The sequence below is a fragment of the Gracilibacillus pellucidus genome, assembly GCF_033949965.1.
GTDB classification, from domain to species: Bacteria; Bacillota; Bacilli; order Bacillales; family Amphibacillaceae; genus Gracilibacillus; species Gracilibacillus pellucidus.
In genome coordinates, this window is the sequence record NZ_JAWZSR010000004.1 from 238,288 (window position 1) to 262,268 (window position 23,981).

Annotated in this window: 26 protein-coding genes; 22 read left to right on the top strand and 4 right to left on the bottom strand. The window is 35.6% G+C overall.

Annotation, left to right across the window (positions count from 1 at the left end; genetic code table 11):
- Positions 1–50 precede the first annotated feature (50 nt).
- The 15 genes from SH601_RS09045 to nth all read left to right on the top strand — a co-directional run bounded on the left by SH601_RS09045 (position 51) and on the right by nth (position 15,488).
- Positions 51–728 carry a zinc metallopeptidase gene (locus tag SH601_RS09045; protein ID WP_319957966.1) on the top strand — a complete coding sequence of 226 codons (678 nt, stop codon included), beginning with the start codon at positions 51–53 and terminating at the stop codon, positions 726–728.
- 69 nt (positions 729–797) lie between these two features.
- The gene (locus tag SH601_RS09050) at positions 798–1,148 is read left to right on the top strand and encodes a nucleotide pyrophosphohydrolase (RefSeq protein ID WP_319957967.1); all 351 of its coding nucleotides are present in this window, start codon (positions 798–800) and stop codon (positions 1,146–1,148) included.
- Complete coding sequence (gene dapB, locus SH601_RS09055) at positions 1,141–1,941, top strand: 4-hydroxy-tetrahydrodipicolinate reductase (RefSeq protein ID WP_319957968.1); 801 nt, start codon at positions 1,141–1,143, stop codon at positions 1,939–1,941. Before SH601_RS09050 ends, dapB begins: the two co-directional genes overlap by 8 nt.
- Positions 1,942–1,953: 12 nt before the next feature.
- Positions 1,954–2,349 carry a methylglyoxal synthase gene (gene mgsA, locus SH601_RS09060; RefSeq protein WP_319957969.1) on the top strand — a complete coding sequence of 132 codons (396 nt, stop codon included), beginning with the start codon at positions 1,954–1,956 and terminating at the stop codon, positions 2,347–2,349.
- Between the two features lie 163 nt (positions 2,350–2,512).
- Entirely contained in the window at positions 2,513–3,637 is a 1,125-nt protein-coding gene (bshA, locus tag SH601_RS09065; protein WP_319957970.1) for an N-acetyl-alpha-D-glucosaminyl L-malate synthase BshA, read from the top strand.
- A gap of 2 nt (positions 3,638–3,639) precedes the next feature.
- Positions 3,640–4,827 carry a CCA tRNA nucleotidyltransferase gene (locus SH601_RS09070; RefSeq protein ID WP_319957971.1) on the top strand — a complete coding sequence of 396 codons (1,188 nt, stop codon included), beginning with the start codon at positions 3,640–3,642 and terminating at the stop codon, positions 4,825–4,827.
- Positions 4,814–5,791, top strand: a complete 978-nt coding sequence (locus SH601_RS09075) for a biotin--[acetyl-CoA-carboxylase] ligase (RefSeq protein ID WP_319957972.1) — start codon at positions 4,814–4,816, stop codon at positions 5,789–5,791. Before SH601_RS09070 ends, SH601_RS09075 begins: the two co-directional genes overlap by 14 nt.
- A 576-nt stretch (positions 5,792–6,367) precedes the next feature.
- Positions 6,368–9,007, top strand: coding sequence for an ATP-dependent DNA helicase DinG (dinG, locus tag SH601_RS09080; RefSeq protein WP_319957973.1), 2,640 nt, complete (start codon positions 6,368–6,370; stop codon positions 9,005–9,007).
- 66 nt (positions 9,008–9,073) lie between these two features.
- Positions 9,074–9,868, top strand: coding sequence for a ComEC/Rec2 family competence protein (locus tag SH601_RS09085; protein ID WP_319957974.1), 795 nt, complete (start codon positions 9,074–9,076; stop codon positions 9,866–9,868).
- Positions 9,869–10,021: 153 nt separating this feature from the next.
- Complete coding sequence (locus SH601_RS09090; RefSeq protein WP_319958133.1) at positions 10,022–10,195, top strand: YpmA family protein; 174 nt, start codon at positions 10,022–10,024, stop codon at positions 10,193–10,195.
- Positions 10,161–10,709 carry a cell wall elongation regulator TseB-like domain-containing protein gene (locus tag SH601_RS09095; protein ID WP_319957975.1) on the top strand — a complete coding sequence of 183 codons (549 nt, stop codon included), beginning with the start codon at positions 10,161–10,163 and terminating at the stop codon, positions 10,707–10,709. Before SH601_RS09090 ends, SH601_RS09095 begins: the two co-directional genes overlap by 35 nt.
- 20 nt (positions 10,710–10,729) lie before the next feature.
- Positions 10,730–11,911, top strand: coding sequence for a pyridoxal phosphate-dependent aminotransferase (locus SH601_RS09100; protein ID WP_319957976.1), 1,182 nt, complete (start codon positions 10,730–10,732; stop codon positions 11,909–11,911).
- Between the two features lie 26 nt (positions 11,912–11,937).
- On the top strand, positions 11,938–13,230 hold the full coding sequence (asnS, locus tag SH601_RS09105) for an asparagine--tRNA ligase (RefSeq protein WP_319957977.1): 1,293 nt from the start codon (positions 11,938–11,940) through the stop codon (positions 13,228–13,230).
- Between the two features lie 908 nt (positions 13,231–14,138).
- Positions 14,139–14,816, top strand: coding sequence for a DnaD domain-containing protein (locus SH601_RS09110; protein ID WP_319957978.1), 678 nt, complete (start codon positions 14,139–14,141; stop codon positions 14,814–14,816).
- A gap of 9 nt (positions 14,817–14,825) precedes the next feature.
- On the top strand, positions 14,826–15,488 hold the full coding sequence (gene nth, locus SH601_RS09115) for an endonuclease III (protein WP_319957979.1): 663 nt from the start codon (positions 14,826–14,828) through the stop codon (positions 15,486–15,488).
- Positions 15,489–15,625: 137 nt separating this feature from the next.
- Here the strand turns inward: nth and SH601_RS09120 are convergent, their stop codons facing one another.
- A complete protein-coding gene (locus tag SH601_RS09120) occupies positions 15,626–16,186 on the bottom strand; it encodes a GNAT family N-acetyltransferase (protein WP_319957980.1) in 561 nt (186 codons plus the stop codon).
- A gap of 436 nt (positions 16,187–16,622) precedes the next feature.
- Between SH601_RS09120 and SH601_RS09125 the strand changes: the two genes are divergently transcribed.
- Positions 16,623–17,006 (top strand): hypothetical protein, encoded by a 384-nt coding sequence (locus tag SH601_RS09125; protein WP_319957981.1) that lies wholly within the window; start codon positions 16,623–16,625, stop codon positions 17,004–17,006.
- 313 nt (positions 17,007–17,319) lie between these two features.
- Positions 17,320–17,466 (top strand): hypothetical protein, encoded by a 147-nt coding sequence (locus SH601_RS09130; RefSeq protein ID WP_319957982.1) that lies wholly within the window; start codon positions 17,320–17,322, stop codon positions 17,464–17,466.
- A 398-nt stretch (positions 17,467–17,864) separates the two neighbouring features.
- Here the strand turns inward: SH601_RS09130 and SH601_RS09135 are convergent, their stop codons facing one another.
- From SH601_RS09135 to SH601_RS09145, 3 genes are all read right to left on the bottom strand, one after another.
- Positions 17,865–20,597 (bottom strand): PBP1A family penicillin-binding protein, encoded by a 2,733-nt coding sequence (locus SH601_RS09135; protein WP_319957983.1) that lies wholly within the window; start codon positions 20,595–20,597, stop codon positions 17,865–17,867.
- Positions 20,584–21,201: a Holliday junction resolvase RecU gene (gene recU / locus SH601_RS09140; RefSeq protein WP_319957984.1), complete on the bottom strand. Its 618-nt coding sequence runs from the start codon at positions 21,199–21,201 to the stop codon at positions 20,584–20,586. Before recU ends, SH601_RS09135 begins: the two co-directional genes overlap by 14 nt.
- Before the next feature lie 205 nt (positions 21,202–21,406).
- On the bottom strand, positions 21,407–21,520 hold the full coding sequence (locus SH601_RS09145; RefSeq protein ID WP_319957985.1) for a spore protein: 114 nt from the start codon (positions 21,518–21,520) through the stop codon (positions 21,407–21,409).
- A gap of 161 nt (positions 21,521–21,681) precedes the next feature.
- On the opposite strand from SH601_RS09145, the gene SH601_RS09150 reads away from it, so the two are divergent.
- The 5 genes from SH601_RS09150 (at position 21,682) to SH601_RS09170 (ending at position 23,973) form a co-directional block, all read left to right on the top strand.
- A complete protein-coding gene (locus SH601_RS09150) occupies positions 21,682–21,837 on the top strand; it encodes a hypothetical protein (RefSeq protein WP_319957986.1) in 156 nt (51 codons plus the stop codon).
- A gap of 61 nt (positions 21,838–21,898) precedes the next feature.
- Positions 21,899–22,264, top strand: a complete 366-nt coding sequence (locus SH601_RS09155) for a DUF1798 family protein (protein WP_319957987.1) — start codon at positions 21,899–21,901, stop codon at positions 22,262–22,264.
- A gap of 83 nt (positions 22,265–22,347) precedes the next feature.
- Positions 22,348–22,671 (top strand): spore coat protein, encoded by a 324-nt coding sequence (locus SH601_RS09160; protein ID WP_319957988.1) that lies wholly within the window; start codon positions 22,348–22,350, stop codon positions 22,669–22,671.
- A gap of 160 nt (positions 22,672–22,831) precedes the next feature.
- Complete coding sequence (locus SH601_RS09165; protein ID WP_319957989.1) at positions 22,832–23,200, top strand: DUF1360 domain-containing protein; 369 nt, start codon at positions 22,832–22,834, stop codon at positions 23,198–23,200.
- Positions 23,201–23,403: 203 nt separating this feature from the next.
- A complete protein-coding gene (locus tag SH601_RS09170; RefSeq protein WP_319958134.1) occupies positions 23,404–23,973 on the top strand; it encodes a YkoP family protein in 570 nt (189 codons plus the stop codon).
- The last annotated feature ends 8 nt before the right edge of the window (positions 23,974–23,981 follow it).

Consider the following 23,981-nt stretch of genomic DNA (forward strand, 5'->3'; position numbering starts at 1 on the left):
TTTTGACTAAAATTGACCTTGGATAGATGTTTGATTTGGAGGTATGAAAGATGCTTACTTATTTAATTTACATTGCGATTTTGCTTATTGTTCCATTTTGGGCACAATCAAAAGTGAAAAGCACGTACAAAAAATATTCGCAAGTAATGAATGCAAATATGGTTACAGGTGCACAAGTAGCTAGAAAAATATTAGATGATAACGGTTTATACCATGTTAGAATCGAAGAAGTAAATGGTATGCTCTCTGATCACTACGATCCACGCAGTAAAGTAGTACGTTTATCCAGTAATAACTATCACGGTTATTCTGCTGCAGCTGCCGCAATTGCGGCACATGAGGTAGGTCATGCGATTCAAGATGCTGAGTCCTATGCGTTCTTACGTTTTCGTCATGCATTAGTGCCGATTGCTGGTTTAGGTGATAAAATGTCGTTTATCTTCATTATTGGAGGTATCGTGCTTAATGCAATGGGATTAGTGCTTGTTGGGGTAATCTTTATGTCATTTGCTGTATTGTTCCAACTTGTTACATTGCCTGTCGAATTCGATGCGTCCAACCGGGCTATGACTCAATTAGTCTCCAGTGGCATTATACGTAATGATGAAGAACGTCAAACGAAAAAAGTATTAAATGCTGCAGCATTAACATATGTTGCGGCGGCATTAGTAGCAGTTGCAGAGTTAATTCGATTCGCTTCCATCTTTTTACTTGCAAATGATGATTAAGATTCAATAAGATGAAAGACAGATGTATAAATACATCTGTCTTTTTAGTTTAATAATGGAGGTACTTAGATGTATAATAAAGATACTATGCAAGATATGCAGAAGAGAGTAGAGCAGTACATATCACAATTTAAAGAAGGCTACTTTTCACCATTAAGTATGATGGCTCGTTTTACAGAAGAAATTGGTGAACTAGCACGTGAGGTTAATCATCAATATGGCGAAAAACCGAAAAAGTCTACAGAAGATGAAAACACGATAGAGGCTGAATTAGGTGACTTACTATTTGTGATGATATGCTTTGCTAACTCACAAAACATTAGTTTAAGTGAAGCTTTTGAGAAAACGATGTCGAAAATTGAAACAAGAGATAAAGATCGTTGGACAAGAATAGAAGAGCAGGAGGAAAACAATGAATAAAATAAAAGTAATTGTGGCAGGACCGAGAGGGAAAATGGGAAGTGAAGCATTACGAATGATTGAAAAACAAGAGGACTTAGAATTAGTTGCTTGTTTAGATCATAAATATGAAGGTAAACAAGTGAAAGAATTTGAGGAACTACCTAATTTAGATGCAACGATTTATACGGACGTTGAAGCATGTTTTCAAGCGGTAGAGGCTGACGTATTAGTGGATCTAACGACACCTGAATACGGATATTTACATACTAAAACAGCGATCAACTATGGAATAAGACCAGTGGTTGGTACTACAGGATTTACAGATGAACAGTTAACAGAATTAACCGATTTAGCAGAAGAGAAGGGAATCGGAGTAATTATCGCTCCTAACTTTGCGTTAGGCGCGGTATTGATGATGCAGTTCGCGAAGTGGGCAGCAAAATACTTCCCAGATGTAGAAATTATCGAAAAGCATCATGATAACAAGTTAGATGCACCCTCTGGAACAGCGATAAAAACAGCCGCACTTATTAAAGAAGTAAGGGAAACCAAAGTACAAGGGCATCCAGATGAAGAAGAAACAATAGCTGGTGCAAGAGGTGCTGATGTTGACGGTATGAAGATTCACAGTATGCGTTTACCAGGTTTAGTTGCACACCAAGAGGTAGTTTTTGGCTCAATTGGTGAGAATTTAACGATTAAGCACGATTCGTTTCATCGACAATCGTTTATGACAGGGGTTAAATTGGCAATTGATCAAGTAATGAAACTAGATATTCTAGTTTACGGATTAGAAAATATATTAGAATAGGGAGAGAGTCTAATGAACATCGCACTCATTGCACATGATAAGAAAAAGGACGATATGGTGAATTTTACTACTGCGTATACAGCTATATTAAAAAAACATACGCTTTATGCAACGGGAACGACTGGAAAAAGAATCAATGAAGCTACTGGACTAGATATTCAACGTTTTGAATCAGGACCACTTGGTGGAGATCAACAAATAGGGGCTAAAATTGCCACAAATGAAATGGATCTGATTATCTTTTTCCGTGATCCATTAACTGCACAACCACATGAGCCTGATATTAGTGCACTGATGCGCTTGTGTGACGTATATCAAATACCACTTGTAACCAATGTAGGTGGTGCAGAAGTATTGATAAGAGCGCTTGATGCAGGATTTTTTGAATGGCGTAGTTTACAAGGATAAAATGAGACTTCAATCAGTGGGAGTGTTAGTGCCCACTGATTGTTAGCGAAACTTATCAGAAAGCTAGCCTCCGTTTATCTCCATCTGTTTTAAATGAAACCTTGAAGTGTGGAGTTTTATGGACGTTTGCACAATGATAAATTAGAGATTGGGGCTTTACCACATGCTTAAAATAGGAATTATTTGTTATCCATCTGTTGGTGGATCAGGAATCATTGCCACAGAGCTTGGCAAAATGCTAGCTAAACAAGGACATGAAATACATTTCATTACATCGAGTATCCCTTTTCGGTTGAACTCGTTAGAGCCAAATATTTATTTCCATGAAGTGGAGTTTACGCATTATCCAGTATTTCAATACCCACCATATGATTTAGCTTTAGCAACAAAAGTAGCGGAAGTAATTGATGCAGAGGAACTAGATATTATTCATGCTCATTACGCTGTACCACATGCGATCTGCGCTATATTAGCTAAACAGATGGCGAAACATTCTGTGAAAATTGTCACAACTCTACACGGAACAGATATTACTGTGCTAGGGATTGATCTTAGTTTGAAGAAAATGATTCAATTCGGCATAGAACAATCAGATGCAGTAACAGCAGTATCTAACAGCTTAGCAAACCAAACAAAGGATATGCTACAGATAGAACGTCCGATTCAAACCGTTTATAATTTCGTGAACGAATCAGAGTACAAAAGAGCGGACAATACTGAATTAAAAAGAAAATTTGGGATAAAAGAAGAAGAGAAAGTACTCATACATATATCTAATTTCCGTAAAGTGAAAAGGCTAGAAGATGTTGTACGAACATTTGCAGGAGTCTATAAAGAGATTCCTTCTAGACTTTTACTAGTTGGAGATGGACCTGAGTATAATCGCATTTATGAACTTGTCCGAGAATTGCAATTAGAAAATGTTGTACATTTTTTAGGCAAGCAAAAAAATATACCGTCATTACTGTCAATGGCTGATATAAAACTATTACCTTCCGAAAAGGAAAGCTTCGGATTAGTATTGTTAGAAGCAATGGCTTGTGGTGTACCGTGTATCGGATCCAATATTGGTGGTATACCTGAAGTAATAGAAGATGGCGTGACAGGCTATATTGAAGAACTAGGTGATGTAGAACGGTTTGTAGCGCGAGCGATAGAGTTATTGCGTGATACATCTAAATGGCAACAATTTTCTATTCATGCAAAAGAAAGAGCAATGCAACGTTTCTCTTCTGATCAAATTAGAAAAGAATATGAAGCAATTTACACAGAAGTGTTAGGTGAATAAAAATGAGTAGGCAGTTATTTCGGTTAGCTCAGCAAGTTGTTCAACAAATCAAAGACCATGGATTTCAAGCATATATTGTTGGTGGGGCAGTTCGAGATTTGATTCTAGACAGAGCTGTAGATGATATTGATATTGCCACATCAGCACATCCAGACGATATAATGAATATTTTTTCGAAGGTTATTCCTACTGGGATTGAGCATGGAACGGTTATGGTAAGGCATCAACATGAATCTTTTGAAGTAACAACATTTCGAACGGAATCAAATTATAGTGATTTTAGGCGACCAGATAAGGTTGATTTTGTTACTAATTTAAATGAAGACTTGGCACGAAGAGATTTTACGATGAATGCTATTGCTATGGATCAATCACTACAATTAGTTGATCCCTATCAAGGTAGACAAGCAATTGAAGAAAAAATAATACGAACTGTTGGTGATCCACGTGACCGCTTTTTGGAAGATCCATTAAGAATGATGCGTGCTATTCGCTTCCAAGCACAATTAGGATTTTCGATCGATAGTCAGGCACTTACTGCAATTACAGAGAATGGTTCATTGTTAGCGAAGATTGCAGTAGAGCGTGTCGCAATGGAATGGGAGAAAATGTTGAAGGGGAGCTTCTTTGAACAAGCACAGAAATCGTTACTGACTACAAAACTTATCAACCATCTCCCGCTATTTTCGAAAGATTTAAAAACAGTTGATATATTTAGGGATATAGATAAACGATTCTCTTCTTTTGCAGAATTCGTGGCTTATATGTCATTGAAATCCGCTGAGCAATCAGTAGCAAGCTGGGTAAAAGAATGGAAGCTATCTAATCGCATTAAAAAGGACAGTAAATTATTAGAACAGCTTATTGTGACATATCGTCAAGAGTCAGTTGAGTGGGTTGTATACCAACTACCTGCACATCTTATTGTGCCGTTTTCTAATTTATGTTGCACAATTGAAAATGAAACGGTAACAGAAAAGGCGATAGATCAGACAAAAGCTAATTTAAGTATACAAACTAGAAAAGAGTTAGCGATTAATGGTACAGATATTATTTCTTGGTTCCCTAATAAAGAAAAAGGCGCATGGCTACAAGAATCACTACTTCAAGTAGAAAAAGCTGTTGTAGAAGGAAAACTGTCGAACACAAAAAATGAAATAAGAGAGTGGTTAACAAATGACAACAAATAAACGCCACGAATTGATTACTATTTTAGCTGAACAAGAAAATCAGTACATATCTGGCCAGGCTTTATCGGACATGTTACATGTTTCTCGTACTGCTATTTGGAAGCATATTAACGAATTAAAGAAAGATGGATATCAGTTTGAGTCGGTACCAAACAAAGGGTACCGATTAATTGCTAAATCGAACATATTAAATGAAAGTACGATAAAATGGGGGCTAAATACGAATTGGTTAGGACAGGCAATTGAATATAGGAAAGAAGTTCCCTCTACACAAGATCTTGCTCATGAATTAGCTAGAAAAGGAGCGGCACATGGTACAGTTGTGACAGCTGAACGACAAGTTGCAGGACGTGGTAGAATGGATCGGCGATTTGTTTCGGACCATGATGGTGGTATTTGGATGAGTCTTATTCTTAGACCTAATATTCCTCCATATCAAGCTTCACAAATGACATTATTTGTGGCAGTGACATTAGTAGATGTGCTAGAAAGAATAACTAACCAATCGATTAAGATTAAATGGCCGAATGATTTATTTATTAACGGTAAAAAACTGGCAGGTATTCTAACGGAAATGCAAGCTGAATTAGAAACAATTCAATATTTAGTGATTGGCTTTGGTATAAATGTTAATCAAGGTAAACAGGATTTTCCAAAGGACTTACAAGAAAAGACAACGTCACTTGGAATGGAAGCAGATTACAAGTGGGATAAGCTTATGCTCATCCAGGAAATATTACAAGAGTTTGAACTAGCATATGATCATTATCTGCAATCTGGCTTTGCCAACGTGAAAGAAAAATGGTTAAAGCATGCGTATAAATTAAATGAAACCATTCAGATTGCTACACCAAAAGAAGAATATACGGCTATTGTCAAGGGAATAACCGATGACGGAGCACTAATTGTTGAAAACAGTGAGCAGGAGAGGAAAACGATTTATAGTGCAGAAATCAAATGGTAGAAAAGGCTTAGACTTAAAAAGCAAACAATTGACGGCATTATAAATCCTGCTATGATTAAAGGAGAAAGCAAGACAAAAACATATCAACATTTACTGTCTAAAAGCGATAGTCTCACGTGAATGTAGACTTTCTGCCATTCTATTGATGATAAGTGCTGGCATAAGCTCCGACAAAACACTACGCTTTCTGCGGGTACGGCTTCAGCTAACTTTGTGAAGAAAACCACTTCACAAAGTGGATCTTCAGCTCGTACTGTTCCCGCAAGAGTCTTCGTGTTTTGTCTCCGCTATAGGATGCGTTCTACTGTTTGTAAGTGGAGATGCGATGATTCATTTCCAAAAGGAATGCGTTTAGTCAAAGGACATGTAACGTAAGTATTCCTCTCTCTTCTAATAGAGAATATAAACAAAGCGGAGTATTCTGACGTAGCGCCTGCCTACCACTCACTGGAACTAGAATGAGTGAGCGCATTTCATCGAATAGTTAACATGAATCAACGCAAACTCTCGCTTTTAGACATTGAAAGTAAAGATATGGAACCACATGGTAATTTTTTAGAATCGGGGATGATCCTTTTGCAAAAATATGTTGTAATCGATGTGGAAACGACTGGGCAATCCGCGTCAAAAGGTGACCGTATTATCGAAATAGCCTTAGTAGTTATTGAAAATAATCAAATAGTGAAAGAATATAGTCAGTTTGTCAATCCAGAAAAATCAATTCCACCGTTCATCACACAATTAACTTCTATAACAGATGAAGATGTGGAATCACAGCCTGTGTTTGCAGATATTGTGTCTGACTTTCGAGAGTTATTAACAGATGCGATCCTGGTAGCACATAATATTTCATTTGACATGACGTTTCTGAACGAAGAGCTCGAACGAGTGGGAGAAGAAAAGATTCAACCATATGTGGTGGATACGGTTGAATTATCAAGAATATTACTGCCCAAAGCACCAAGTTATAAATTAAACGAATTGGCTGAATATCTGAATATTAGCCATGATAATCCCCATCGAGCTATTTCGGATGCATTAGTAACGGCTGATTTGCTTATTTTGTTATTCAATAAATTGCAATCATTACCTGCTAATGTGATCGATCAATTATTAATGATAGCTAAGCCATTAAGAACTGATTTTGCTATATTATGTGATCAACTTACATTTCAGAATAGACGTCAAGATTTAGAGCAATTTAAAGGTTTATCAATCAAGAAAAGAGTAGATGATAGTACTCCAGATACAGAAATGGATATTGATTATTCTCAATTCTTAGAGAAAATGTATGGTGATACAGGAACATTGAGCAAAGCCTTTTCTCAATATGAAAAACGTGATGCACAAGTAATGATAAGCGAGAAAATATATGATCATTTTAAAATGAATAAACATATGTTGATCGAAGCAGAGACGGGATTAGGAAAGACAATTAGTTACTTGATACCGGCAATATATGAAGCATTACATGACCGTAATAGAGTAGTTATAAGCACAACTAATACGAACTTACAATCGCAGCTAATCGATCAAGATTTACAAAAGCTAGACATTCCTGTTAAGGTAGCTATCATGAAAGGGAAAAGTCATTATTTAAGCCTGCAAAATTTTGAACAATTCTACCATGATCCTCACTACCGTTCGTATCAAGATACGTTGTTAAAGGCAATGATTCTTGTCTGGTTAACAGAAACGACCACAGGAGATTTGGATGAAATTCAGTTTCCAATTGAAAAGCATCCGATTTTTTATCAAATTGTTGTGCAGAATGAGAGAATCAGTAAAGAATGGAAAGATTATTGCTTCTATCATCGCATGGTTCACAAAGCAAAAAATGCTTCTATCATCGTAACTAATCACTCGCTGCTAGCAATAGATATGCTAGCAGAAAAAGCTATTCTACCTGAATATAATCGACTTATTATTGATGAAGCACATCAATTAGAGCATATGGCAACCAATTATTTAGGCGATTCTTTAAGCTATTTTGAATTGACTGCTTTTTATCATCAATTAGAAAAAAATAACGCTAGCTATCAACCATTTCAGAGGCAACTTGATACAGTTAAGTTTGAAACAGATACAGTGTTTCGTCAATTATACCAGGCTGTGAAAGTAGAAAGTAAAGGACAGAAATCTGTTACTGATATTGGACGATTGAAATCTGTCTGGAAAAATGAACAAAGAGAAATCAATGATAGTATTTTCCGATTGCTTATGATGCTTCAGGATTTAGCAAAGTTATTACCTAATAATGAGTTAGAAGAACAACATCAAATAATGGAAATTAAAGATCTACTACGCCATTTATTAATTGAAGAAAATACGGAAGCAGTTACTTGGTTGGAGATTGACCAACAAGGTGCAGAAAATGCTGTATTTATTCAACAAGAACCTTTTTCAGTCAAAGAAACATTGCAGGAGCACCTATTTGCTAAAAGAGAGTCGATTATTTTAATTAGTGCAACGTTAACGATGAATCAATCCTTTCAGTACATGAAAGAAAGATTAGGACTTGATGCTGCAAAAACGAATGAATTGATTGTTGAAGAGTATTTTGATTATCGCAACAACGCAGAGTTATTAATACCAAATGATTTACCAGCTATTCAATACCCTAATAATGATCAATTCATTTATGCTGTTAATGAATCGATCATTTCATTGGCGGAGCAAACAGGTGGTAGGATGTTAGTGCTATTCACTTCATATGATATGTTGCGCAAGAGTTATTATATATTAAAAGAAACAGATTTATTATCAGAATATCGAATTATTGGTCAAGGAGTTACTACAGGTAGCAGGAATCGTCTAATTAAGCAATTTCAGGCTTTTGATAAATCCATTTTGCTAGGAACAAATGCGTATTGGCAAGGTATCGATATTCCAGGGAATGATTTAGCGTGCTTAGTAATTGTGAAATTGCCATTTCAATCACCACAGGATCCGGTTTATTTAAGAAAATCTGAGTATGTAAAACAACAAGGAAAAAACCCTTTTATGGAGCTTGCTTTACCACAGGCAGTGTTACAATTTAAACAAGGATTCGGTAGGTTGATGCGAAAAGATACAGATCGTGGTATGATATTTGTTTTTGATGATCGTATTATGACAAAGAAGTACGGTAAAACGTTCATTCAATCCATTCCAGAAATCCCTGTACACTACGAAAGCATGCAACAATTGCTAGGTCGTGTAAGTAAATGGTTCTGATAAACATGATATAATTGTGGCAACCTAACCTATATCTGATTATTAAATAGGAAGAGGTTGGTTCACATGATCAAACGTACAGGTAGCTTATTTTTCGTATTGTTGCTTTGGTGTTCACCATTGATGGCGATTACCAATGTTCCACCGCTCAATGAGAATGAATTAGATATGGTTTTTTTTAATGTTCCACACGGTGAAGCAAGCTTAATGACGAATCACCAAGGTAAACATATACTTGTAAACACAGCCTCTGAACGTAGCCAAAAACAATTATTTGAGCAATTAAGTAGTCTGCAAGTGGATAAAATTGAAACGATCATTATTACCAATCAATCTGAAGAATATACAGGTAACTTAGAATATTTTTTGGAACATTACCAAGTAGAAAGAGTAATTATCCCGGAAAATATGGTAATGAATAGACGTCATGTAGAAGTGGATAGTTGGAAACCAGAGAAACCATTCACCATATGGAATCAGCTTGATATTCAACCATTAGATGTGACGACTACTGGTGATATTTCTTTTTTAATGCGGTTTGGTGATGAATCGATTTTGTTTTTAAATGATGAAGATACAAAGGTCGAAGAAAGACTAATTCAACAAACTGGTGATATTGATATATTGAAAGTTGCTGCTTTTGGCAGTGGTAGTTCGCCTTCACAACGTTTTTTAGAACAAATTGATCCATATATGAGCATCATTTTTCCTAGTCAAACACATAAAATTAATGCTTCATTGATTGAACGCTTAAATGCAACATGGATAGATGTTTACTTTTTAAAACAGACTGGCACTGTATTTGTGCGACTTAATGAGGACGATTATGAAATTCTAAGCGAAAATAGCTCTGTTAGTTGATTTAATTATCGTTATTAGATAAAATTTATCATGTTCTAGTTGAAAAAATGCTGAAAGTCAATCAAAATGGGTACAAGAGTGTTTTTTTCATACTAAGGGAACAATGATGGTGATTTTTTATAAGTAAATGGCCGTTAGCCGGAGGTGTTTAAAATAAGCGAACCAAAAATTACAACATTGTCTACTGTACAATTGACGTATACGGATGATTTGTACAAAGTAGTCGATAGTCTAAATCGTACATTAAAGGAAGACAATCTTATGTTTGGACTAACATTAAGTGAGGAAAATAATGAAAAAGCTATATTCACCATTTATCGGACTTAATAAGTTGTTAGTGACTGTAACGATAGCGATTATTGTGCTCTTGGCTGCAATCACTTATTTTATTATTGTTTATCAAGATGCAATAAATAGTAAGACAGAATACTTTGATGAAATAACAGAATTAGTAAAGGAAAATACTTCTCTAAATGTTATACATAGCATTGAACGTTATCATGGTGACCAGTTATACTATGTAGTAGATGGTGAAACAGATGATAACGAAGCAGTTTTCACATTTGTTTACCAACCTGATAAAGATGAAGATAATAATGAAGACGAATGGGATTTTAAAGTCTTTAAAAAGGATGCGTTTTATTCAGAAGATACATTATTAGCTGAGTGGCAAAACAGATGTAGTGGTTGTGAATACTTGGGCTCTGAAATTGGTATTGATAATGACATACCAATTTTGGAAATTAAATATTTTGATAATCAGGACAGACTTGTCTATGAAAATGTAGTATTAAAAGATAAATCGCATTACCGTTTAACATTAAATCCATCATTTCAATAATAGAAAGGTGATTCAGACGTATGGAACTAGCAAATAGAGTGCAAACATTAACACCATCATCAACCTTAGCAATCACAGCGAAAGCGAAGGAATTAAAACAAGCTGGACACGATGTAATTGGTTTAGGTGCAGGTGAACCTGATTTCAATACACCTGAGCATATTTTAGCAGCTGCTTCTAAAGCAATGTATGATGGTTTTACTAAATATACACCTGCAGGCGGAACAGTGGAGTTAAAACAAGCTATCCAGACAAAAATGAAGCAAGACCAAGGCCTAGATTACGGATTAGATCAAATTATCGTAACAATTGGGGCAAAACATGGTCTATATACGTTATTCCAAGTTCTTTTAAATAAAGGCGACGAAGTTATTGTTCCTGCACCTTACTGGGTAAGTTACCCAGAGCAAATCAAGCTTGCTGAAGGAAATCCAGTAATTGTGGAGGCAAAGGAAGCTAATGAATTTAAATTAACACCCGATCAATTAGAACACGCAATTACTGACAAAACGAGGGCAGTTATTATTAATTCGCCAAGCAATCCTACAGGTGTTATGTATGAAAAAGAAGAATTAGAAGCTCTTGGCGAAATATGTTTAAAACATAACGTACTAATTGTTTCTGATGAAATTTATGAAAAATTAATCTATACATCAACTAAACATGTATCAATTGCTGAAATTTCACCAGAATTAAAAGAACAGACAGTTATTATTAATGGTGTGTCAAAGTCACATTCTATGACTGGATGGAGAATAGGTTATGCGGTAGGGAATCAACAAATAATTAAAGCAATGTCTAATTTAGCATCACATTCAACATCTAACCCAACATCGATCGCTCAGGTTGCAGCACAAGCTGCTTATGAAGGTTCTGCAGAGCCTGTAGAGGAAATGCGTCAAGCATTTAGTGAACGATTAGAGAAGTTATATGAATGGCTTGTTGCTATACCAGGAATCGAATGTGTGAAGCCGAAAGGTGCATTTTATCTTTTCCCTAATGTAAAAAAAGCTGTTGAAATGAACGGATTCAATACAGTAGATGAATGGGTAACAGCACTATTAGAAGAAGAAAAAGTTGCGGTAGTACCAGGTTCTGGATTTGGTGCGCCGAATAATATTCGCCTCTCCTATGCTATTTCATTAGAGCAATTAGAAGAAGCAGCGAAAAGAATGAAACGATTTGTTGAAAATCATCAATAAGTACGAAGGATTGTGGAGGAAATAGAATGAAAACAACGATTAATCAAGTAGCAAAATATCTTAATCAGGAGGTAACATTAGGAGTATGGGTTGCTAATAAAAGGTCAAGTGGAAAAATTGCTTTCTTACAGCTTCGCGATGGTACAGGGTTTATCCAAGGTGTTGTCGTAAAAGCTGATGTGTCAGAGGAAGCTTTCCAATTAGCAAAATCTGTTACGCAAGAGTCCTCTCTTTATGTAACTGGTACGATTGTAGAAGATACTCGATCACCATTCGGTTATGAAATGCAAGTGAAAAACATGGAAGTGATTCATGAAGCAACAGACTATCCGATTACACCGAAAGAGCATGGTACAGAGTTTTTAATGGATCACCGTCATTTATGGTTACGTTCTAAAAAACAACATGCTATTATGAAGATTCGTAATCAAATTATCCAAGCAACGTATAAGTTCTTTGAAAAAGAAGACTTTATTAAAGTGGATCCACCTATCTTAACAGGCTCAGCTCCAGAAGGAACAACAGAATTATTCCATACGCAATACTTTGATGAAGAGGCGTATTTATCACAAAGTGGACAATTGTATATGGAAGCAGCTGCTATGGCTCTTGGACGTGTGTTCTCATTTGGACCTACTTTTAGAGCGGAAAAATCTAAAACGAGAAGACATTTAATTGAATTCTGGATGATTGAACCCGAAATGGCTTTCGTTACGCATGAAGAAAGTCTAGAAATTCAAGAAAATTATGTACAGTACATTGTTGAATCGGTACTTGAAAATTGTCAATTAGAGTTGAAGACATTAGGTAGAAATGTAGAAACTTTAGAAAAAATTAAAGCACCATTCCCACGCATAACTTATGATAAGGCAATTGAATTACTAAAAGAAAAGGGCTTTACTGATATTGAATGGGGAGAAGATTTCGGTGCTCCGCATGAAACAGCTATTGCAGAAAGTTTTGATCAGCCAGTATTCATTACACATTATCCAAAAGACATTAAAGCATTTTATATGAAACCAGATCCAGAACGTGATGATGTCGTATTATGTGCAGACTTAATAGCTCCTGAAGGATACGGAGAGATTATTGGTGGCTCAGCTCGTATTGACGATTTAGCATTAATGGAGCAACGTTATGAGGAACATAGTCTTTCAGGTGACGCATATCAGTGGTATTTAGAACTAAGAAAATATGGTAGTGTACCACATGCCGGGTTTGGTTTAGGATTAGAACGTACTGTGGCATGGATTAGTGGTGCAGAGCACGTACGAGAAACAATTCCATTCCCAAGACTATTAAATCGTTTATATCCTTAATAAGCATGGAAGGGTTAAAAAGTGAGTCTAACTAAATAATAAGTAAAGGAATCCGAACGATCTATACTCAGATAGTTCGGATTTTCCTATCTGAATTCCTCAACATACGCAGTCTAAAAACGTGAGTCTCCTGTGGGCTAGACTTTCTCCCATTCTATTGATGATGAGTGCTGGCATAAGCTCCGACAAAACACTACGCTTTCACCCTCTGGGTACAAGTGCAACATCTACTCAAGCAAAGAACGCTCTCATAGTGTTTTCTATGCTGCATGGTACGGCGGTCTGCTAACTTTGGGAAGAAAACCACTTCCCAAAGTGGATCTTCAGCTCGTACTGTTCCCGCAAGAGTCTTCGTGTTTTGTCTCCGCTATGTGATGCGATCTAATGTTTGCAAGTAGAAACATGTTAAAATCACATCTCGGGTAGGAGATTGCTTTTTATATGTGGCACGGATATCTCTACCCTTAGCACATGCGACCATCGTGTTCTAACCTTCGTTGTTTTCTCTCAAACATCAGAACGTGTAAATCTAGCGAAGGCAGAATACGGAGACTCCTATGGGAACAGCGTGAGCTGAAAATCCACTTTGCCAAACGTTTTTGTTGGCAAAGTTAGTTGAAGCCGCGCCCATGGCATAGAAAACACTATGAAAGCGATCTGCGCTTGAATAGATGTTGCGCTTGTGCCCAGAGGGTGAAAGCGGAGTATTCTGACGTAGCGATAAGTTACCCACTATCAATCCATCAGAAAGAGTGAGCGCATTTCATGAAGTATCAAACACGGAGTAACGTGTACTCTCGCTTTTAGACTGCGTAAGTTTTTTTATATAAGTAGGAAAGAAAGTTATGTTTGATACATGTAGTTTACGGAGGTTCGTGGTATTATATAGTTTGAAGGTGGTATTAACAGTGAAAAGAAATATACAGTTTATTATGCAAGATCAGATTAATATTCCTGCCTTATTAATAGAAAGGTTTAGTACTTTCGGCTTAAGCGAAACACAGTTAGCAATCATATTGCAAATATATGCGGCACAAATAAAAGGAATTGATTTTCTTACACCAGAGGAAATAGCACAACATTTAACGATTTCTACAGAAGATTGTACGAATCAAATGCGGCAGTTAATGCAAAAGGATTTTTTATCTATTGAAGAAGCGCAAGAGGACAGTCAAGTAATGAGGGAAGTATACTCTCTTGAGCCATTATGGACAAAATTATATACTATGAATGAACAGAAACCTGCTAAAACCGAAAACAAAGTGGGTGAGGTTTTTCAAAAATTTGAAAGAGAATTTGGCAGACCTTTGTCACCTTTTGAAATAGAAATGATTAATAATTGGATTGATGAAGATAATTATGATCTATCCCTTATCTATGCAGCATTAAGAGAAGCCGTTTTAATGGGGAAAATTAATTTCAAATATATCGATAGGATTTTAATCGAATGGCAAAAGAAAGGGATCAAAACATCACAAGAGGCACAACAAACAAGCAAATCCTTTCACACAAATCAGCAAAACCAGACCGCAAAAAAAGAACATCCATATGATAAAACGCTATATTATAATTGGTTGGAGGATTAAGGAGAAATTATGTTAACAAAAAAAGATATTAATTTTGCTTTAGAGAAAATTGAAGAAATGTTTCCTGATGCAGAGTGCGAGTTAGTTCATGATAATCCATTTGAGTTGTTAATTGCTGTAGTTTTATCCGCACAATGTACAGATGCGTTAGTCAATAAAGTGACAAAAGATCTATTTAAAAAGTATAAAACCCCAGAAGATTATTTAGCTGTTTCATTAGAAGAGCTACAGCACGATATTCGTTCTATTGGTTTATACCGCAATAAATCAAAAAACATTCGTAAGTTGTGTGAAATGCTGATAGAGGAATATGATGGTGTGGTTCCTAATACAAAAGAAGAACTAGAAAAATTAGCTGGTGTTGGCCGGAAAACAGCAAATGTAGTTGCATCGGTGGCATTTGGGGTTCCGGCAATTGCAGTAGATACCCATGTGGAGAGAGTAGCTAAACGTTTAGGTATTTGCCGTTGGAAAGATAGTGTGTTAGAAGTCGAAAAGACTTTAATGAGAAAAGTTCCAAAAGAAGAATGGAGCAATACCCATCATCGTCTTATATTCTTCGGTCGATATCACTGTAAAGCAAAAAGCCCACAATGTGATACTTGTCCACTTCTAGAAATATGTCGTGAAGGTCAAAAACGAATGAAACAAATGGAAAAAGCAGTAGAGTAGCGATTGACTACTTCTACTGTTTTTTTGCGTCGTTTTGAGCATATGCATAAATATTAGAGTCCAAATTTCCTAACTGATGAAGGTGTATCCAAGCGTTTGCTAATAAGTGTAGTATATGGCCTTTTTAAGCCCACTTGTTATTTAAAGAAATTTGTCTCGTGTTTTAGTATGCCAAAATAAATAAGATCTAAGTATCCTCCATCTTTTTTTACATGTTCTCTTAGGGTACCTTCTTTCTTCATACCTATTTTCTCTATAACTCTACCTGAAGCTGGATTTGAATGAAAGTAGCGTGCAAACACTTTATTGTATCCCTTTTCAACAAAGCCAAATTCAAGTATAGCTTTAGCTGCCTCTGTAGCATAGCCATGTCCCCAATATTCTTCTCCAATCCAATAAGCGATCTCTCCATTATTAAACTGTTGATGATTTGACAATGCTATTGCTCCGTATAACTTTCCAGTAGTCTTATCTGTAATAGCAAATTCAAAATACTTATCATCATTAAAATTATCAAGGTGATGTTTTATCCAAACGAGAGCGTCTTCTATTGAATACGGATACGGCAAATATAAAGTGTTCTTATAAAGATTGTAATTATTACATAACATAGCAACCTCTGGAGCATCTGTTTCATTAAATAACCGAAGAAGTAACCTATTTGTTTCTATTGTTTTCGCCGTTTTACTATAACTCATTATTTCACCCCATTTTGTCTACTTATTACAAAGCAACTGGACATATCTTAACCTATTTTTTAATTTTATTCCAGCAAAGTTCGCTTGAAAGACAATTGAACTTTTGATCATGGTGCAAATGTCCGTAAAACCCCCACTTCAAGGTTCGAGTTAAAACAAGGTCGCTAAAGTGTAGGAGAAACGGAGCTAAATACCTGATACGTTTCGCTAACAATCAGCAATCAGTTTAAAAGTCCCACTAATTAAAGCCTAGCTTTATAGGCAATTCCTAATCGTTGTGCAGGAGCAAGCTCTTTTCTATGGTTTAAAAAAATTAAATATGAAACAGTCTATTTTACCTAGCTAAGAATGATGAATCGTTCCTTTTGATTAGATAAAATGAATTTGATAGCCAATTAACGCCAAAGAAGACATTGAAACTCGAAAAAGTGGTGAGATGTCGGAATTCGCCCAAAATATAAATGTGCTAGAAGTAGAGAAGGTTACACATGACGGGGAAGAAATCGAGTTTCCATTGGATCAAGATATTTTGATCGAATCTGAAGGTGAAGTTTATATAAACGCTGATTTTATTACTACAGTGGCTGACTATGAATTGACTTATGATCAGGATAATCAATATGTTGAAGTAATCGAAGGAAAAGCAGATTACCAATTTGAACCGCAGTTTGATGAGAATGATGGAGGAATCATTGAGGTTAATGAATTTTATATTGATGCGAATGATGAGTATATTAACCGTTCTGATTATGATGCAGAATCACAAAAATTATATAACTTGATAGAATATAAAACCATGTATATCTTTCTTATGTATTAGCAAGCGATTTCCTAAAGGAAACAGTTAATTATAATCGAAGTGAAAATACAGTTGAAATAGGAGAGAATTCTAAAAGTATACAAGTATCAGAAATTTTTCGTGAATCGGGAGGAGCGAAACCGAAGGAAAATGTTACTATTCAAGGCGAAAAATATGATAGTGCAATAGATTTTGATCGTCTTAACAGTTTTACGCAATATGTTTGGTTAAATGGGGAACATAAATATTCACATTTTGATGGTAGTCTATATTACAAATCAGATGGTGATTTGACTCTTACCGTTTCGTTTGTCAAAATGATAACAATCAGACTGTGATAAAAGATTTAGAATTAGAACCAGGTGAGATGAAAGATGTGGACATTGATTTTAGCGGTGAGCAATTCATAGGTATTTTGGCTAAACAGCAAGTTGGTAATAACACCGGTGGTCAATTGTTAGTAGTTGGTGAAGTTAAATAAGTCTTTAATTTTTCAGCAGTTAATAAATATCAAGTATAACTAAAAACAGAATTTATATGTAGGCTTGTAGAAGGATAGAACTTCTACAAGCTTTTTTGTGATTGTATATGTGGATGAAGGTGAGCATGATGAGCTATATAATGAGATAAAGGTAATTTGTGGGTGGTTTAGTAGTACTTCATCAACTTTGTTTTTGTGAGAACAGGATTTTCCTTAGTTCTATTTTACAAAAAGCCCCTGGCAACCGATACTAGGGAAGCCAAGGGCTAGAAAACTTGTTAATTCGTTATTTATAATTTTACGTTTTTACTGAAATGAAATCGTCGTATAGAGAATCGTACGTATGATGACCGGAGAGGGACGGAAGTTAGTCAACTCCCACGATCATTGATTATACTTTAGTTCTCACCATCTTCCTGAGTCTGAGTGTTTTGTTCTTCATCATTACTTGGCTGGTTTTCATCAGCGGGATCTTCAGCTTCTTGTTCTTGCTCAGCTTGATCTTGATTGTCATTATCTTGCTCAGACTGTTCAGGCTCTTCTTCTTCTGGTTGTTCACTATTATCTTCACTATCAGTAGTAACCTGAACACTTGCTGATGGTCCACTTCCATCACCATCTGTTGATTTCGGTGTAACATGTATCGTATATGTTTTATTTGGTTCTAACTGCGTGATATTGATTGAAGTGTTATTCGTAGTAAATTGATCTACTGTAGAACCTTCATCCTGCACAGTGATTTCAAATTCTATTTGTTCATTCACATCATATTCCCAACTAATTAAGGCTGATCGATTAGCTGGATCGTAGCTTTGTGTTAATTGACTAACCTGTGAAAGCTCTTCTGCTTCATCTTCAGGAACTTCGACTGTTACCGTTACAGGATCACTAGTCATGTCATCATTTAGAGCAATTACTTCAATCGTATATGTGCTACCTTTATCAACATTAGAAATCTCGATTTCCTTATTATCGGTTGTTGTTAATTCTTTCATATCGTCATCTGTTCCTGCTGAAACTTTAAACTGTGTTTCATTGTTATCATAATCCCATTGAACATTGATTGATTCTGCTTCTTCATCATAATCACCTGTCAAATTAGAAACAGGATCAAGTTCATCAAACTTTTCAGAAACAGCATTAGGTTCTGTGCCTTTCACAAATAACTCTGTAACAATTTGTGAAGAAGGCGTATATTCGCTTGGTCGTTTTGCAGGGTTCGAACCTTTTTCGATATCAACTTCTACAACCGAATCTGGTTTTTCAAAATCTTGCGTTTCTAATCCATTAGAAATATAGGACATCGTTTCTTTAAATAGTGTTTTCGCTGTATTTCTATTGGAAATGGTGCTATGGTCGTCATAACCAGTCCAAACAGAAACAGTATAATTAGTCGTATAACCGACAAACCATGAATCAGAATAGTCATTTGTTGTACCTGTTTTACCTGCTAATGGTAAACCGCTAATATTAGCATCTGTAGCTGTACCTGTTTGTACAACAGATTTTAGCATGTCTGTCACCATGTATGCAGTACTGTCTGACATAGCGACCTCTGCTTCAGATTTTAATTCATCCGAGCGACGATCTGGATAGTCTACTTTTATTACGGAATATGGTTCATGATAGATTCCTTTATTACCAAATGCAGCATATGCTCCAGCTATATCTAATGATGTTACACCGTTCGCTGTTCCACCTATCGCATCTCGAATAGTTAAATTCTCTTTAAAATGAATCCCTAAACCTTCTGCAAATGATTTTGCATCACCCATGCCAACTTCTTCAAACGTTTTTAAAGTTGGTACATTTAAAGATTGATTAAGTGCATATCGAATGCTCATCCAGCCTTGATATTGATCGTTCCAGTTTGTAACATCTGAGCTTCCAGAAACAGGATATGGCTTGTCATCATTTAATTGATGGTATGTCGACCATTTTAAGTATTCTATTGCTGGACCAAATGCAAGGATAGGTTTCATTACGGAACCACCTTGGCGACCATCGCCATCAATAGCATAGTTCCAGCCATCATTTTCGCGGTGACGACCTCCACCGATAGCTCGAATAGCTCCAGTTGGTGTATCAACAATCGTTAGTCCTGCTTGTATCTCATCATTTTCAAATTGAATTGGATTCTCATCATCATCACTTAGAAGAAATTCAACATGTTCTTGAGCTTGTGGATCAAGTGTCGTATAGACTTCTAAGCTATCTTGGTAAATATCATTTCCTGTTTTTTCTTGTACTTCGTCACGAACTTGTTGAATAAATCCTTCATATTTAACAAAGTCAGGTTTCTTTTCAGTTAATAGTTCTTCAATATTAACGTCTCTAGCCTCATCCGCTTCTTCTTCCGTAATCTTGTTGTGCTGTACCATTAAGTCAAGTACGGTATTCATCCTCTGTTTCGTTAAGTCTGGATTAACAAAAGGATCATATGCTGACGGACGTTGCGGAAGACCAGCGAGTATGGCTGACTCAGCAAGCGTTAAATCATTCAAATCTGTTTTACCGAAATATACTTCGGCTGCCATTGCAGCTCCGTAGGCACCTGCACCGTAATAAATTTTATTCAAGTACATCGCCATAATCTCTTCTTTTGTATATTCCCGATCTAACTTCAATGCTAGCCATTGCTCTTGCACTTTTCTTTTTAACTTTTTATCGTTAGTTAAAAAGGAGTCTTTTACTACTTGTTGTGTAATAGTGCTGGCACCTTGCGAACCAAAACCACTGGAGATATTAGCTAATATAGCACCACCAATTCGTTTAAAATCGATCCCTATATGATCAAAGAAACGAACATCCTCTGTTGCAAGAACAGCGTCTAACAATGTAGGTGGTATATCATCGAAGGCTATCTTTGTTCTTTTTTGGGAACCTAGTTTAGCAAATACATCGCCATTTATATCATAAAGGTTAGTAGATGCAGGGTCAGCTAACAAGTCAGAGTCTAAGCTTGGTGCTGTAGCAATGTAATAAGTAAATAAACCACCAACTGCCAAAGCAATCACTAATACGGCGATTAGAGCATATCTCATTATTTTTTTCCAAATAGGTTTTTTGATATCTTTTTTTTGTTTTTGTTGTTTTCTTCTTTCCATTCTTGATTGATTATTTTCTGTCATGAGTTGTTCCTCCGTTCTCCATATAATACTTATCGATAACGGCTAAATAATCCACTTTTGCCTGATACCTAATCGGTATTATATATCCCTTCTGTTTCACAGTTTCATAACGAATGGATTTCCTGCCACCATTAAACTGGGAGTTCCAATATTTAAATAATGCTTGAGCAGGGAAAAGGAATGTCTCTTGCGTTACACTAAAACGAATCAATAGAAAACAAATCCCTCCGTGTTCAACAACTTGTTTCATGTGATCAATTTGGTGCTGATGAATATTTTGTAGAGGAAATGACTGTTTATTTTTCGTTTCCTTTGCTTCAAAATCGATATATTTCCCTTTATATACACCATTATAATCTGTAGTAGAAGCTTGTTTAAAGTATGCTTCTTTAATTACAGCTGCACTTCTTCTTGGATAATCCACATTGACAATCTGTACGGGTGTTGGCTTTTTATGAACAATTGCTAAATTCTGAGTTAAATAATATTGATTCGTATCATTAATATCGTCTTCTAGCGACATCCCCCTGTTACTGTATACTGTTTTAGAAGTATGATTTGTTTGTCGAAAAGCTGATGATTTTTTTCCGTTCGGATATTGCATAATTTCCCTCCTATATCATCAACACATCCATCATTTATGGATAGATACATCATACGCTAAGAAACGGAAATCTTCAATAAAAATGTATAAGGAAAGCTTATTTTAACAGTATAAAATGAAAATAAATTCAGTGAGTGTCTCTAGTTTTTTAGTCAAAATTTATCTACAAAAGTCGACATTACATAACATAATGCCGACTTTTGTGTTAGGTTGATGGACGATTTGGGCCATTTAATTTTTTATCGTGTGTCGTTGGGACCTGCTTGTTCTGTTGTTTCTCTCGTACATTGTTCATTTTTCTTTTCTTATTTACGCGCATCATAATCCCTCCTTTTTTTTATAGTATGACTCTTTTTGTATAAAAAATACCTATAATGACAGGCTGGTGTCATGTTATTTCTAGTTTTGTCATCAACAAGGGATTCCATGACTACAAAACGAATACATTACACAATGAGAAAAGAAGGAGGAGAAGAATATATGTCTGCGAATCATGTTTTCTTCAGTAAGGAAGTTTGTGAGAAAAAGTTATCGAGGCTAATTGATACAATGGAGCGCGTCGAGCATCAATTAGAAGTAGCAAATACGGAAGAAGATCCAAAATTGAAGCATATGTATGAGCGGGAGGGGGCATAATAGCTTAATTTAATCAATCATGTTACAGTAATGATGATAGAAAGAAAGAGGAGGTCAATCATTGTTACTTTTAACATATATAGAAGATTTAGAAAAAGAATTAGCACATTTAAAACAATATTACCTTACACATGAACGTCCTGAGAATAAACGTGACCCTGAATTTTTTTCTTTTGTAAAGGAACATACTGAACCTGTATTCAAGAAAATTGAAATATGGCTAGAAGAAGCATTGCAATTCGTAAAATCACGGTCTGTTAAAGTACATCCGCAACAAATTCAGTCTACAGAAGAAAACTTTAAATTATTATTACTTCACAGCTATTATGTAGATGTGAAAAGAAAAAGGTATATGGAATTACATCAGTCGATTAACTATGTGTTTGATTTATTAAAAAATGATATAGCTAATCAGAAAAAAATATAATTCGTTTAGGTTGATGCCTTAGACAAACCCCACGTAAGTAACATACCCTAGTATAGAAATAATAATTAGTGAGGTGACTAAAAATGAGACATCGAAAACCTTATGGGTGTGGAATGCCAAAACAAACGATTGTTTATCCAACTAAGTACAATGAAGTTCATACTTGTAGTGAGAGTGAAGTAGCACATATTTATCCTTCACATACAACTAACATCAATCATCATTTAGTAAAGAATGTTAATTATTATCCACACAGTACTTCTACTCAAACAACAGTAGACGAAGTTAATGTATATGGTGGCTCTATGCAAGTACCTTCAGGGCCAATGGGTCAAATGGGGCAGCCAGGGCAAATGCCATATCAAGGACCATGGAATCAACAACAACCTAATTGGCGAAGAAGATAATCGTATAGCTTCACGTAGAATAACCGTTTTAAAAAACTGCCGTGTCATTCATGGCAGTTTTTTTGTGCATAATAGGCGATGTACGTAACATACTATTGCTGACCACATTTACAAAACGATAATATAATTATGTAAACTAAAATGAAAAGGATGGACACAAATGTATCAAATTGATTGGATAACCTATGTAATGATCATTTTGGCAAGTTATCGACTGACTCATTTAATTGTGTTTGATAAAATAACGGAATTTATTCGAAGGCCTTTTTTACGGAAGGAGAAACAAGTTGATGAGGATGGCCATACACGTACGAAAAATGTACCAACGTCTAAGTTCGGTTATCTTGTTAATTGCTATTGGTGTGCAGGTATTTGGAGTGCTGTCATTATAGCTATTTGTTATATCTATATTCCAACCGTCGCATGGCCATTTATATTTATTCTTTCCATTGCAGGAGCACAAGCTATTATCGAAACATTTGTAGGAATAGGGACAAAAGTAACGAAGTGGTTTAGTGAACATGAATGAGCCATCATTATGTTAGTAATGGGAAGTGACACTTTTTTGCTTAATGAAGTGTACATAACCCTTCTATTGTTTAATAAGTATAAGGTGTCTTGTTCTGCTAGTATTGCTACAGCGAAAATGGGGCCTATAGAATGTGCATAATCATGTTGAACAAAGACACAATAGTATTGTTATAACTTTATGAAAGGACAAAAGGTATGAAAATTAAGTTATATCTACTGTCGTTTTGGTCCATCATTGACCCTATCTATTATGTGTTTACTCGACTGACGTATCTTGATAATGGTAAAGAAACAGAAAAAAATATTTTTCGCGTACGTTTAACAAGATACAAAGGAAGAGACTATGTATTATCTGATGGAACAGTCGTTCATAAAAATGATTTATTCATCAAAATCCATCTTCATAATGCCCAGTTAATAAGTCATGTAAAAAACATCGACAGTGAAATTAGAAGAGCACTTATCATTCATCAAATGGTGGAAAAATCATTACCCAAGCTTGCAGAATATTTGCATGATCATGCGGAATTCAATGAAATCAAAGGAATTATCGGAATAACGATGTTAAATCGCGGTACAAGAAGATTAGGATTTGACACAATGGAAATAGAAAACCGTTATTATAAAGGCTTTAAATCTATGGCATTATTCCCAATTTATTGGTTGTCAGTCTCTTCTATAACCGTTAATAGTTTAAAAAAACATGATCCGTGCTATTTATTTATGTCCAAAGAAAAATTATTGGATAAATACTATTGCTACTCATCATAAACAACATG